The organism is Stenotrophomonas indicatrix (assembly GCF_002750975.1).
Lineage (GTDB): Bacteria > Pseudomonadota > Gammaproteobacteria > Xanthomonadales > Xanthomonadaceae > Stenotrophomonas > Stenotrophomonas indicatrix.
On the sequence record NZ_PEJS01000001.1, the window covers coordinates 3184252 to 3196394 of the forward strand.

Below are 12143 nucleotides of genomic sequence, written 5' to 3' on the forward strand. Positions count from 1 at the left end.
CGCCTGCATCCCACACCCGTCCGAGGCCCTGCCATGCGCATCTCCATCTCGCCCCGCTTTTCCGAAGTCGACGTACTCGGCCATGTAACCAATACCGCGCTGCCGGTGTGGTTCGAACACGGGCGGCTGCCGATCTTCCTGCAGTTCAGCCAGAGCGAAAACATGCGCGACCTGAGCCTGATCCTGCGCCGCTACGAGATCGACTTTCTCAAGCAGATACGGGCCAGCCACGACGTCGAGATCGAGACACGCATCGATGCGATCGGCCGATCGTCGCTGTCGATCGTGCAGAGCGCGCTGCAGTACGGGCAGCTGGTCGCCAGCGGCCGCTGCGTGATGGTGCATTTCGATTACGCCGCCAACACCACACGGGAGATCGACAGCGCACGCCGCCACGCGCTGTCGATCTTCTTCACCGAAGCGTACGCACAGTCATTGGCAATGAGGGAACCATGCTGACCAGGACACACCGCGATACCGAGACCTTCCTACGGCAGATCCAGGATGCGCTGCCGGCGTTCGACAGCCGCGTGCTGCCGCAACAGCCACTGCCGAAGGAGCGCTGGACCGAACTGATGGGCCAGGGCATCTGCCTGCCGGCGATTCCGGCTACACACGAGGGCCGGCACAGCCACCGCGAGATGTGCGAGGTGATCGAGATCGTGTCCGAGTACAACCTGCCCTTGGGCATGTACACGATGATCGTCACCGTGCTGTTCCTGCGCAACGTGGCACTGTCCGGATCACCGGCACTGCAGGAAGAAGTCTTCGACGACTTCCAGGAGAACCCGGTGATAGGTGGGATCGCCTTCACCGAGCCGGAATTCGGCTCGAGTCTGGCGCGGATGAAGACTACCTACGAGGAAACCGATGCGGGTTACCACGTCCGTGGCAGCAAGCACTGGCAGGCATTCAGCGCGCAGGCCGACTGGTGGATCGTGTGCGCAAGGCAGTACGCCGGCAAGGAATTCGGCTACTTCGTCCATCGGCGTTCGGAGGGCGGCTTCGTCACCACCGAGGTATACGACAGCCTGGGCCTGAAGAACCTGGGCTATGGCCTCAACGACATCGATATCCTGGTGCCGGCGCAGAGGCGGCTGGACAAGCGCCGCAGTGGCCTGGGCGATACCGCCGAGATTCTGTGTGCCTCCCGCTTCAGCAAGGCGGCGATGTCCAGTGGCTTCCTGCGCAGGCTGTACCGCGAGGCGCTGGCGCAGACCAAGGGGCGAAAGATCGGCAAGGGTTGCCTGTACGACATCGACTACGTGCGCTACAAGGTGTCGCGCATCCGCAACCACTACGTGATCTGCAACGCGCTCTACCATCACCTGCTGCTGGAAGAGGACTACCGCCACGACATTGCTGGCAGCATGTTCGCCTCGCTGGCGACCAAGGTGCTCTCATCGGAACTGATGCTGGAATCGGCCATCGACTACCAGCAGCTGTGCGGCGGCGAGGGCTATCGCACCGGCGCGGACAACATCGCAGCGACCGCCCTGCTGGATGCGCGGGTCTATACCCTGTTCGACGGCACCAACGACCTGCTCTGCCAGCACCTGGCCGACATCGCGTTGCGCGAGATGCACATCGGTGGCCTGTCGGGCTTGGGCGAAGTGCTGCGCGAGAACCGCCATACCCGCCACGCGGCAGCGCAGGTGCGGCAGCTCGATGGCATCGACACCGACAACCTGAGCCAGGCCGGACGGGTGATCCTCGGGCGTATGCTGTCACGTGCGTTCGGGCTGGATTGCCTGGTCCGCCGCGCGCAGCGCCTGCACCTGATGCCGGGCGCCGGCCTGGTTGCGCGCGACCACGAATCGCAGGCGCGCTATGACCGTCGCGACATCCGCTTGGCGTCGAAGCTGCTGATGCTCCAACCTCAATGCGTTGCGGGAAGAGCTGGAATACGTGCAGAACGAGGACTGACCACGAAAAAGGCCGCCCACGGGCGGCCTCGGCATCATTCCATCCCAGTTGCCAGGATGGAGCGGGCGAAGGGAATCGAACCCTCGTCAGTAGCTTGGGAAGCTACAGCTCTACCATTGAGCTACGCCCGCGTTGCCCGACAAGTCTATGCGGGGCACGTGTTCAAACGCAACGGGCAGGCCCTTGCAGCCTGCCCGTGACGGTGACGGCAGGCCCGCAGGCCTGCCGTCGTGTGCATCAGAAGCTGCCGCTGAAGCTGGCAAACAGCGTCGCGTCCTGCGCACGCTTCTGCAGGGTGGTGGCGCTCAGGCCGATGTTGCTCTGCAGGCCGAACAGCTCCATGCGCGCGCCCAGGATGGCGGTTGCATAGTTCTTGTCGAAGTCCATGCCCGGCACGCGGTACATGCCGACGTCCGGCAGGCTCTGCACCCAGGCGCTGGCCTGCTTGGTGTCTTCGAACTCGTGGTCGTAGGTCACCTGCACGTACGGCTTGACGGTGCCGCCGTCGAAGCGGGCCTGCCAACCGATACGGCCGACGGTGGAATCGACATCCTGCTTGCCGTAACCCAGCGCGGTGGCCAGGGTGCCGGCATCGGCGCTTTCGGTGTAGCCGTCGATCTTGACCTGCTGCCAGATCACCGAGGCGATCGGGCCGTGGCGGAAGCCACCTTCGGTGCCGAACTCGTAACCGGCGTTCAGGGCGGCGGTCAGGTTGCTGCCGTCTGGCGAGCCACCGTGTTCGCGGGTGGCCGGGCCGAGCTGGACCTTGCGGTTCACGTCATAGGACAGCCAAGTGTAGCTGACCTGGCCATTGACCCAGATGCGGTCGCCGTACCAGCCGGCGAACAGACCGGCCGTGGTGTCCTTCTGGGTGAAATCGCCACGGCTGTTGCCGAAGTCGGCATTCAGGCGGCCAAAGCCGGCGAAGCCGCCGAAGACCATGCCGTCACGTGCCCAGTCGACACCGAACAGGCCGGCCGGGGCCAGGCCGTCGTACAGATCGGCGTGGTCGTAGCGCTGCATGTCACCGCGCACGCCACCCCACCAGGACATCCCGTCGGCCGGGCGGCTGGCCTGGTGCAGGCTGACCTGGTCGGCGCGCGAGCGGCCGATGGTCTGCGCCGAGTGGCTCAGCACCTGCTGCAGGCGCGGGCCTTCCAGGATCGAGATGGCGTACTGGCCCAGCATCTGGTGCGCGGCCGTGGTCGGGTGCACGTCATCGGCGAACAGGTAGGTACTTGCCGCATCCGGACGCACATAGGCCAAGGGGCTGCAGGTCAGCGACGACGGCACGGTGCAGGCCCGGCCGGTGACGTTGCTGAAGCCGTACATGCCCGGGCTGGCGATGATCTCGCGCAGCAGCGTGTAGGTGTCCAGCGGAATGAAATCGATGCCGGCCTGCTTGAGACCGCCATAAAGCGCGCTGTTGTAGGCGTTGGACAGCGCCGTCCCCTGCACGCGCGCGGCAGCGCCGCGATCGATGAAGCCCGGAGTGGAGCCGATATCGGGCAGGTTCGGAACCAGCACGTACTCGGCACCGGCCTGCTTCAGGCTGGCCACGATACCGATCTGGTCAGTGACCGCCGAGCCGATGACTGCCGGTGCCTGGGCCGGGTTGGTGATCTGGAACAGGTCGTTTGCGCCACCCCAGACGGTGTACAGCGCGCGCGGATCCGCCTTGCCACCGTTGGCGGCCAGGTAGTTGGCGGTCTGCGTCTTCAACGACGGCACCAGCACGTTGCCCAGCTGCGGGTTGCGGAAGTCGGTGCCGACCCGGGCGCCGCCGACAGCGTAGTTGTCGCCGGTCTGGCCGTTGCCGTTCGGGCTGGCGTTGGTGCCGTAGTAATCGGCAACCCACTGTGCCCACTCCCAACCGGGGTTGGTGGTGGACTGGCCGGTGACCGGACGCACGTCGGCCGGCAGCAGCGGACGGAAGTAGCCGCTGTCGGTCAGGCTGTCACCGATGAACACGGTGCGGGTGAACGGGGATTCGCCTGCCATGGCCGGCAGCGCGGCCAGCGCGATCGCGGCCGCCATGAGGGAGCGGATCGGGCGTTTGCTGAGCAGCATGTAAAAACTCCTGTGGGGATATCGTTTGAGGATCCGACGCACGTACGCCGGCGCACGGTGAATGGTTTCACTGCGCCGCCAATTGCTCACGCTGCGCCGCCGCATGGATTGTCGCTCGAGCCAGGCCCGGCGGGCTTTGCCGGTGCGGGCGTAGCGCACAACTTGCAACGGTTCCGATGCGAACCGGCGATCAGCGACAATGGCCCCATGAACATCCAGCTCAATGGCGAACCCCGCACCCTGCCCGCTTCGGCGACCCTCCTGGACCTGCTCGCGGCCGAGCAGCTGTTGCAACGCCGGGTGGCAGTGGAGGTAAACGGCGAGATCGTCAGCCGCAGCCGTCATGCCGAGCATGTGCTGGCCGAGGGCGATGTGGTGGAGATCGTGCATGCCCTGGGCGGCGGCTGAGGCATCCCGCGCTCCGCGCTCGCCGGGCATGGCCCGGCGCTACCCTGCGCATCCGTTCCGGTAGCGCCGGGCCATGCCCGGCGGCGTCGAAGTGACGACCCCATCTTCAGGCGGATAAGCGATAATCGCGTCATGAACGCTCATGTCTCCCCCGATTCGCTGGTGATCGCCGGCAAGACCTACAGCTCGCGGCTGCTTACCGGCACCGGCAAGTTCAAGGATCTGGAAGAAACCCGCCTGGCCACCGAGGCCGCCGGCGCCCGGATCGTCACCGTGGCCATCCGCCGTACCAACATCGGCCAGAACCCGGGCGAACCGAACCTGCTCGACGTGCTGCCGCCGGACCGTTACACCATCCTGCCCAACACCGCCGGCTGCTACACCGCCGAGGATGCCGTGCGCACCTGCCGCCTGGCCCGCGAACTGCTGGACGGCCACAACCTGACCAAGCTGGAAGTACTGGGCGACCAGAAGTCGCTGTACCCGGACGTGGTGCAGACCCTCAAGGCCGCCGAGCAGCTGGTCAAGGACGGTTTCGAGGTGATGGTCTATACCTCCGACGACCCGATCCTGGCCAAGCGCCTGGAAGAGATCGGCTGCGCTGCGGTGATGCCGCTGGCCGCGCCGATCGGGTCGGGCCTGGGCATCCAGAACAAGTACAACCTGCTGCAGATCATCGAAGACGCCAAGGTGCCGATCATCGTCGACGCCGGCGTGGGCACCGCGTCGGATGCGGCGATCGCGATGGAGCTGGGCTGCGACGGCGTGCTGATGAACACCGCCATCGCCGGTGCGCGCAACCCGGTGTTGATGGCCAGCGCCATGCGCAAGGCCGTGGAAGCCGGCCGCGAGGCGTTCCTGGCTGGCCGCATTCCGCGCAAGCGCTATGCCAGTGCGTCCTCGCCGATCGATGGGTTGATCGGCTGATGACCAATCCATTCGACAGCGCCGGTTCGAAGGCACCGCCCAAGCCGTTCACGGTCAACGAAGGTCGCCGTGAAGTGCGCAGCTTCGTGCTGCGCCAGGGCCGTTTCACCCCGGCCCAGCAGCGCGCGTTCGACGAGCGCTGGCCGCGTTTCGGCCTGGATTTCAGCGGTGAACCGCGTGATCTGGATGCCACCTTCGGCCGCGATGCGCACAAGGTGCTGGAAATCGGCTTCGGCAACGGCGCCGCGCTGCGCTTCGCCGCGCAGCAGGACCCCAGCCGCGACTACATTGGCCTGGAAGTGCACGCGCCCGGCGTGGGCCGCCTGCTGAACGCGCTGGCCGACGACAACGCCGACCACGTGCGCCTGTACCACCACGACGCAGTGGAAGTGCTGGAAAAGGAAATCGCCGATGGCGCGCTGGACGAAGTGCGCATCTACTTCCCCGACCCGTGGCACAAGAAGCGCCACAACAAGCGTCGCCTGATCCATCCGGGTTTTGCCGAGCTGCTGGTGCGCAAGCTGCGCCCCGGTGGCCGCCTGCACTGTGCCACCGACTGGGAGGATTACGCCGAGCAGATGTGGGACGTGCTCGATGCCACCCCCGGCCTGGTCAACCGCGCCGGTCCGCGTGGCAGCGTGCCGCGCCCGGACTGGCGCCCGCAGACCCACTTCGAGACCCGCGGCCAGAAGCTCGGCCATGGCGTCTGGGACCTGTTGTACGACCGCACCTGATGAACGCCTGAGGACGCCGCGCCCCACATGGATACCGCGCTGACGCTGACCACTGACATGAAGCTCGTGCTCGGGCTGGTCGGCTTCACAATGGCGATGTTCCTGTTCGAGCGCATCCGCGCCGACGTGGTCGCGCTGGTGGTGCTGGTGGTGCTGGGCGTGACCGGCCTGATCGCGCCGGAGGAGATCTTCGGCGGCTTCTCCGGCAACGCGGTGATGAGCATCATCGCCACCACCATCCTCGGCGCGGGCCTGGACCGCACCGGTGCCTTGAACCGGCTCGCGGCCTGGCTGCTGCGGCGCGGCCATGGCGTGGAGCAGCGGCTGCTGATGATGACCACGGCCATCGCCGGCCTGAACTCGTCCTTCATGCAGAACCCGTCGGTGATGGCGCTGTACCTGCCGGTTGCCTCGCGTCTGGCCGCGCGCACCGGGCTGACCATGCAGCGCCTGCTGCTGCCGATCTCGGCGGCGATCGTGATGGGTGGCGCGCTGACCATGGTCGGCAACTCGCCGCTGATCCTGCTGAACGATCTGCTGGCCTCGGCCAACAACAACCTGCCCTCCGGCCTGGCCACCATCGAGCCGCTGCGCATGTTCGCGCCGCTGCCGATCGGCATCGCCCTGCTGATCGCCTCGCTGCTGTATTTCCGCTACTACGGCGACCGCAAGCTGGTGGAAGAGGAAAGCCTGGTCAACGACGGCACCACGCCGGCCCGCACCGAGAGCTACTTCGCCAAGACCTACGGCATCGAAGGCGACGTGTTCGAGCTGGTGGTCACCGCCGAGAGCCCGCTGGTCGGCATGACCCTGGGCGAGGCCGAGAACCTGCATGACGCGCCGCTGCTGCTGGCACTGAAGACCGGCAATGACACCCGCCTGGCACCGCCGGCGGAAATGCGCATCTGGGTGGGCAGCGTGCTCGGCGCGATGGGACCGCGCCAGCAGATCCACGATTTCGCGCAGAACCAGTTCCTGCGCATGTCCTCGCGCCTGAAGCACCTTGGCGATCTGTTCAATCCCAGCCGCGCTGGCATTTCCGAGGCGGTGGTGCCGCCGACCTCCGGCGTCATCGGCAAGACTGCAGGCGAGCTGCGCCTGCGCAAGGAACGCGGCATCAGCCTGCTGGCGATCAACCGCGACAAGCAGGTGATCCGCGAGGATGTGCGCGATGTGCAGCTGCGCGCCGGTGACATGCTGGTCTTCCACAGCATCTGGACCGACCTCGCGCAAGCGGCCAAGAGCCGTGACTTCGTGGTGGTCACCGATTACCCCACTGGCGAGCAGCGCCCGCACAAGTTCAAGATCGCCATGGCGATCTTCGCCCTGACCATCCTGATCGCGCTGACCAGCAAACTGCCGGTGGCGCTGACCCTGATGACCGGCGTGGCCGGGATGCTGTTGACCGGCGTGCTGCGCATGGACGAGGCCTATGCCTCGATCAACTGGAAGACGGTGTTCATGATGGCCGGGCTGATTCCGCTCGGCTGGGCGATGGATTCCAGCGGCGCAGCGGCATGGGTGGCCGGCCATACCATCGACAAGCTGCCCACCGGCATTCCGATCTGGGTGCTGGAACTGGCGCTGGCGCTGCTGACCACGGTGTTCTCGCTGGTGATCAGCCATGTGGGCGCGACCATCGTGATGGTGCCGATCGCGGTGAACCTGGCGCTGGCGGCCGGCGGCAATCCCACGGCGTTCGCGCTGATCGTGGCGCTGTCGGCGTCCAACAACCTGATGACGGCGTCGAACCCGGTGATTTCGATGATCACCGGCCCGGCCAACTACACCCCGCGCGAGATGTGGCGGGTCGGCGGCCCGCTGTCACTGATCTACACCTGCGTGGTGGTGGTGATGATCAACCTGATGTTCTGAAGGTTGGGTTTGTTGGCAGGGCTGCGCCCTGCACCCGCAGAGGCAACGACAACGGCAACGGCAACGGCCTGCATTCCTTGGGATGGCGGGGTGGGTCCGGTTGCGGGGGACGCCGTGAACCCCGCTCCGCGGTCCGGCCCAGCCGCTGGCGGCTGTGCGTTCGGGCGCTTGCGAAGCAGTGCTTCGCAAGCAAAGCGCCCTCACCCCTGGGGACTTGGCCGCGGCATCCATGCCGCGGATACCCCCGCAACCGGCCCCACCCCGCCTTCGACAGATTTCCGCGCGCTGTCGGAACGGCATTCTGTGCTGCTGTGGGTGGGTGTCGACCTTGGTCGACACGGTAGATCCACGCCATGCGTGGATGGATTCCTGGATGTTTCGCTGATGTGGTGGGTACTGAACTCGGTGGGTGCGGACCGTTGGTCCGCACACCGATGCCTCAGGCCAGGTAGACCTGTCCATCCCGCACATCCACCGGCACTGCGCGCAGGCGGTCGCCCTTGCAGGGGCCGGCGATGCAGTCGCCACTGTCCAGCGCGAACGAGGCGCCATGGGCGGCGCAGACCAGATGGCCTTCGCGGCTCTTCAGGAACTGGCCGGGCGCCCAATCCAGGCGGCGGCCCGCGTGCGGGCAGATATTCAGGAACGCGCGCACCTGTTCACCGTCGCGGTACAGCAGCAGCGACTCGGCATCGCCGTCGACCACCGCTTCAACCTCGGCAAACGCACCATCGGCAATGGCATCCAGGGTGATCAGGGCAACAGCGGCAGTCATGGCGAAGGCTCGGACGGAATCGCGCATTGTCGCACGCCTGGTCATGTGGCTAGCTGCGACATGAACACAAGTCATTGATCCGTAATAAGCCGAGGCTATATTTAACGAGTTTTTCACTCAATCACAGTGGCAGCTGCCGATACTCATGGCTCGCTGATTTCCAGCCTATCGAGCCACCATGTTCAATCGCGATTTCGCCTTCAACCAGTTCCGCACCCTGTTTGCCCCGCGCAAGCCGCGCCATCCGCTGGTGCGCGTTGCCGTGGGCCTGCTCGGCCTGGCGATCCTGGCCGCGATGGTGTTCATCGGCGTATTCGTCGGTGCAGCCATGATCCTGGTGGGCCTGGCGTGGAAGCTGCTGGCTTCGCGCAAGCCCGGCCCGAGCCGCCCGGTCGACCCGAACGTGGTCGAGGGCGAGTACCACGTGGTGCGCAAGTCGGCGTTGCCGTCCTCGCGCTGATCGACGCTGCCCGCTGACGGCGGGCCTTGCTGCGTTCTAGACTGCGGGCACTCCCTTCCTGGATGCCCGCATGTCCGATGTCTCCGATGTGATCCCTGCTGCAGCCACGCCGCGTGTACCGGTGGTTGGCGGCGGCAGCTTTCCCGTGCACCGCATCTACTGCGTCGGCCGCAACTTCGCCGACCATGCGCGTGAGATGGGTGCTGCCGTGCCCGCAGCAGATGATCGCGGCCGCCCGATGTTCTTCACCAAGCCGGCCGACGCCATCGTGGTCGGCCACGACGATGTGATCCCCTATCCGCCTGCCACCAGCAACCTGCATCACGAGGTGGAACTGGTGGTGGCGATCGGCCGTGACGCGCCCACTGGCGTGCTGGCCGTGGCCGACGCCGAGGCCCTGGTCTATGGCTATGCCGTGGGCCTGGACCTGACCCGCCGCGACCTGCAGGCGGCCGCCAAGGAGAAGGGCCACCCGTGGGATTCGGCCAAGGGTTTCGATGCCTCTGCACCGATCAGCGAGATCGTGCACGCCGGTGAAGTCGGCGATCTGGCCGCGCTCAATCTGTCGCTGGAGATCAATGGCGAAGTCCGCCAGCAGTCCCTGCTCGACCAGATGATCTGGAACGTGCCGGAGATCCTGCACGAGCTGTCCAAGCTGTGGCAGCTGCGCGCCGGCGACCTCGTGTTCATGGGCACGCCGTCCGGCGTGGCCGCACTGAAGCCCGGCGACCGTTTCAGTGCACGCCTTGAGAACGTGGCCGAACGCCACGGCGTGATCGCCGGCTGACATCACCTGCGCTACCCTTCGCGCTGTCCCCTCTCGCCCTCAGGAGAAAAACAACAATGGGAATGCTCACCGAGTTCAAGGAATTCGCGATGCGCGGCAACGTCATCGACCTCGCCGTCGGCGTGGTGATTGGCGCTGCCTTCGGCAAGATCGTCACCGCGCTGGTGGAGAAGATCATCATGCCGCCGCTGGGCTACCTGATTGGCCGGGTGGATTTCTCGCACCTGGCGTGGACGCTGTCGCCGGCCAGCATCGGGCCTGATGGCAAGGAAATCCCGGCCGTGGTGATCGGCTACGGTGATTTCATCAACACGCTGATCCAGTTCGTGATCGTGGCCTTCGCCATCTTCCTGGTGATCAAGGTGATCAACCGCCTGTCGCGCAAGAAGGAAGCGGCACCGGCAGCGCCGGCCGAGGAAGTGGTGCTGCTGCGCGAGATCCGCGACAGCCTGAAGAAATAAGGTTGGTGGCGCCGGGCCATGCCCGGCGGAACGCCATCTTGCCGCTGCGCTCGCCGGGCATGCCCGGCGCTACCGCAGAGGCATGCGAAAGCCCCGCTCCGGCGGGGCTTTCGCTTTGCTGCATCTGGCGGAAAACAGCATCCGCGCCGGCCATGACCTCCCGCCCATGCGCGGCGCTGAACGACTGTTAAGCTCCAAGGCTTACACCCTTCCCGGAGCTGTCCATGCGTCGCCGCGTCCTTGCCATCGCATCCTCCCTCGCCCTGCTGGCCGCGCCGGCCTTCGCGGCGCCGCATGCCACCACCCTGCCGCCGGCTTCGCTGGCCACTGCGGCGCAACTGCGCGACCAGGCGCTGGCCGATGACACCGGCTGGAAGGTGGTCGAATCGTTGACAACCGAGATCGGCCCTCGCATCGCCGGCAGCGAGGCCGACGCCCGTGCCGTGGCCTGGGCCGAAGCCAAGTTCAAGGCACTGGGTTTTGACAAGGTGTGGAAGGAACCGGTGACCTTCCCGAAATGGGAGCGCCGCAGTGAACACGCCGCCGTGACCGGCAGGAACCCGCAACCGCTGCAGATCACTGCGCTGGGCGGCAGCCCGGGCGGTACGGTCGAAGCCGAGGTAGTGCGGTTTGCCGATCTGGCCGCGCTGCAGGCCGCACCGGCGGGTTCGCTGAAGGGCAAGATCGCCTTCGTCGATTACCAGATGCTGCCGTTCCGCGATGGCCGCGACTATGGCCGTGGCGGCGCGATCCGCAGCAAGGGCCCGTCCGAGGCCATCCGCAAGGGCGCGATCGGTTTCCTGATGCGCTCGGCCGGTACCGATTCGCACCGCGTGCCGCACACCGGCATCACCCGCTTCGATGACGGCCTGACCCCGGTGCCGTCGGCGGCGCTGTCGGTGCCCGACGCCGACCAGCTGGCGCGTCTGCTTGCCCGTGGCGCAACCACGGTGAAGGTCGCACTGGACTGCGGTTGGGATGGCACGGCGACCTCGTACAACGTGATCGGTGAGATCACCGGCCGCACGCTGCCGAAGGAAGTGGTGGTGATCGGTGGACACCTGGACTCGTGGGACCTGGGCACCGGCGCGGTCGATGACGGCGCAGGCGTGGGCATCACCATGGCCGCCGGTCATCTGATCGGCCAGCTGAAGCAGGCGCCGAAGCGCACCATCCGCGTGGTCGCCTTCGCCAACGAAGAACAGGGCCTGTATGGCGGCAAGGCCTACGCCGAGGCGCATGCCAAGGACGTAGCCCTGCACCAGCTGGCCGCCGAGAGCGATTTCGGTGCTGGCCGCATCTACGCCTTCAACACAGGTTCGCCGAACCCGGAGGGCTCGCGCGAGGCAACCAGGCAGATTGCCGAGGTGATGAAGCCGCTGGGCATCGAGTACGCCGCCGACAAGGGTGGCCCGGGGCCGGATGTCGGTCCGCTGGCCGCCAAGGGTGGCGCGTGGGCGTGGCTGGCGCAGGATGGCTCGGATTACTTCCACCTGCACCACACCGCCGACGACACCCTCGACAAGATCGACCCGAAGGCGCTGGCGCAGAACGTGGCGGCCTACACCGTGTTTGCGTATCTGGCCGCCGAAGCCGATGGCAGTTTCGGCAGTGAAGCCAAGGCAACCACGCCGCCGAACGAGTGACGCAGTAACGGCGCGGCAGGAGCGGTGCGGCCCCAGGTCCACATCCACCAAGGTAGATCCCGCATTGGTAGCGC

At 66.4% G+C, this 12143-nt stretch carries 12 protein-coding genes, 1 tRNA gene and 1 pseudogene; 10 read left to right on the plus strand and 4 right to left on the minus strand.

The window, feature by feature from the left end; genetic code table 11:
* The first annotated feature begins 33 nt into the window (after positions 1-33).
* Both CR918_RS14690 and CR918_RS21435 read left to right on the plus strand, forming a co-directional pair.
* Positions 34-459 (plus strand): acyl-CoA thioesterase, encoded by a 426-nt coding sequence (locus CR918_RS14690; RefSeq protein WP_099843467.1) that lies wholly within the window; start codon positions 34-36, stop codon positions 457-459.
* 386 nt (positions 460-845) lie between these two features.
* Positions 846-1505, plus strand: a pseudogene (locus tag CR918_RS21435) (acyl-CoA dehydrogenase family protein); the annotation flags it as partial.
* Here the strand turns inward: CR918_RS21435 and CR918_RS14700 are convergent.
* The 3 genes from CR918_RS14700 to CR918_RS14715 all read right to left on the minus strand — a co-directional run bounded on the left by CR918_RS14700 (position 1401) and on the right by CR918_RS14715 (position 3996).
* Positions 1401-1634 carry a hypothetical protein gene (locus CR918_RS14700; RefSeq protein ID WP_099843469.1) on the minus strand — a complete coding sequence of 78 codons (234 nt, stop codon included), beginning with the start codon at positions 1632-1634 and terminating at the stop codon, positions 1401-1403. The pseudogene CR918_RS21435 and the gene CR918_RS14700 sit on opposite strands and share 105 nt — an antisense overlap.
* A gap of 349 nt (positions 1635-1983) precedes the next feature.
* Positions 1984-2057 (minus strand) — tRNA-Gly (locus tag CR918_RS14710).
* A gap of 106 nt (positions 2058-2163) precedes the next feature.
* Complete coding sequence (locus tag CR918_RS14715; protein WP_099785212.1) at positions 2164-3996, minus strand: autotransporter outer membrane beta-barrel domain-containing protein; 1833 nt, start codon at positions 3994-3996, stop codon at positions 2164-2166.
* 207 nt (positions 3997-4203) lie between these two features.
* Between CR918_RS14715 and thiS the strand changes: the two genes are divergently transcribed.
* The 4 genes from thiS to CR918_RS14735 all read left to right on the plus strand — a co-directional run bounded on the left by thiS (position 4204) and on the right by CR918_RS14735 (position 7940).
* Positions 4204-4404 carry a sulfur carrier protein ThiS gene (gene thiS / locus CR918_RS14720; protein ID WP_025874279.1) on the plus strand — a complete coding sequence of 67 codons (201 nt, stop codon included), beginning with the start codon at positions 4204-4206 and terminating at the stop codon, positions 4402-4404.
* Positions 4405-4536: 132 nt separating this feature from the next.
* Complete coding sequence (locus CR918_RS14725) at positions 4537-5331, plus strand: thiazole synthase (protein ID WP_032975186.1); 795 nt, start codon at positions 4537-4539, stop codon at positions 5329-5331.
* Positions 5331-6065 (plus strand): tRNA (guanosine(46)-N7)-methyltransferase TrmB, encoded by a 735-nt coding sequence (gene trmB / locus CR918_RS14730; RefSeq protein ID WP_099843473.1) that lies wholly within the window; start codon positions 5331-5333, stop codon positions 6063-6065. The genes CR918_RS14725 and trmB overlap by 1 nt, the downstream gene beginning before the upstream one ends.
* A gap of 27 nt (positions 6066-6092) precedes the next feature.
* Complete coding sequence (locus tag CR918_RS14735; protein ID WP_025874276.1) at positions 6093-7940, plus strand: SLC13 family permease; 1848 nt, start codon at positions 6093-6095, stop codon at positions 7938-7940.
* Positions 7941-8379: 439 nt separating this feature from the next.
* On the opposite strand, the gene CR918_RS14740 is transcribed toward CR918_RS14735, so the two are convergent.
* Complete coding sequence (locus CR918_RS14740; protein WP_049469607.1) at positions 8380-8715, minus strand: Rieske (2Fe-2S) protein; 336 nt, start codon at positions 8713-8715, stop codon at positions 8380-8382.
* A gap of 178 nt (positions 8716-8893) precedes the next feature.
* On the opposite strand from CR918_RS14740, the gene CR918_RS14745 reads away from it, so the two are divergent.
* The 4 genes from CR918_RS14745 (at position 8894) to CR918_RS14760 (ending at position 12069) form a co-directional block, all read left to right on the plus strand.
* Positions 8894-9175, plus strand: a complete 282-nt coding sequence (locus CR918_RS14745; RefSeq protein WP_025874274.1) for a hypothetical protein — start codon at positions 8894-8896, stop codon at positions 9173-9175.
* A 70-nt stretch (positions 9176-9245) separates the two neighbouring features.
* Positions 9246-9962, plus strand: coding sequence for a fumarylacetoacetate hydrolase family protein (locus tag CR918_RS14750; protein ID WP_025874273.1), 717 nt, complete (start codon positions 9246-9248; stop codon positions 9960-9962).
* A 56-nt stretch (positions 9963-10018) separates the two neighbouring features.
* Positions 10019-10423 carry a large-conductance mechanosensitive channel protein MscL gene (mscL, locus tag CR918_RS14755; RefSeq protein ID WP_033831860.1) on the plus strand — a complete coding sequence of 135 codons (405 nt, stop codon included), beginning with the start codon at positions 10019-10021 and terminating at the stop codon, positions 10421-10423.
* Between the two features lie 224 nt (positions 10424-10647).
* A complete protein-coding gene (locus CR918_RS14760) occupies positions 10648-12069 on the plus strand; it encodes a M28 family peptidase (RefSeq protein ID WP_099843475.1) in 1422 nt (473 codons plus the stop codon).
* Positions 12070-12143: the final 74 nt, after the last annotated feature.

Bases quoted from the DNA above. Each gene is read 5' to 3' on its own strand.
- CR918_RS14690 (WP_099843467.1), top strand. From the start codon at position 34: ATGCGCATCTCCATCTCGCCCCGCTTTTCCGAAGTCGACGTACTCGGC.
- CR918_RS14700 (WP_099843469.1), bottom strand. From the start codon at position 1,634: ATGGCGGTTCTCGCGCAGCACTTCGCCCAAGCCCGACAGGCCACCGAT.
- CR918_RS14715 (WP_099785212.1), bottom strand. From the start codon at position 3,996: ATGCTGCTCAGCAAACGCCCGATCCGCTCCCTCATGGCGGCCGCGATC.
- thiS (WP_025874279.1), top strand. From the start codon at position 4,204: ATGAACATCCAGCTCAATGGCGAACCCCGCACCCTGCCCGCTTCGGCG.
- CR918_RS14725 (WP_032975186.1), top strand. From the start codon at position 4,537: ATGAACGCTCATGTCTCCCCCGATTCGCTGGTGATCGCCGGCAAGACC.
- trmB (WP_099843473.1), top strand. From the start codon at position 5,331: ATGACCAATCCATTCGACAGCGCCGGTTCGAAGGCACCGCCCAAGCCG.
- CR918_RS14735 (WP_025874276.1), top strand. From the start codon at position 6,093: ATGGATACCGCGCTGACGCTGACCACTGACATGAAGCTCGTGCTCGGG.
- CR918_RS14740 (WP_049469607.1), bottom strand. From the start codon at position 8,715: ATGACTGCCGCTGTTGCCCTGATCACCCTGGATGCCATTGCCGATGGT.
- CR918_RS14745 (WP_025874274.1), top strand. From the start codon at position 8,894: ATGTTCAATCGCGATTTCGCCTTCAACCAGTTCCGCACCCTGTTTGCC.
- CR918_RS14750 (WP_025874273.1), top strand. From the start codon at position 9,246: ATGTCCGATGTCTCCGATGTGATCCCTGCTGCAGCCACGCCGCGTGTA.
- mscL (WP_033831860.1), top strand. From the start codon at position 10,019: ATGGGAATGCTCACCGAGTTCAAGGAATTCGCGATGCGCGGCAACGTC.
- CR918_RS14760 (WP_099843475.1), top strand. From the start codon at position 10,648: ATGCGTCGCCGCGTCCTTGCCATCGCATCCTCCCTCGCCCTGCTGGCC.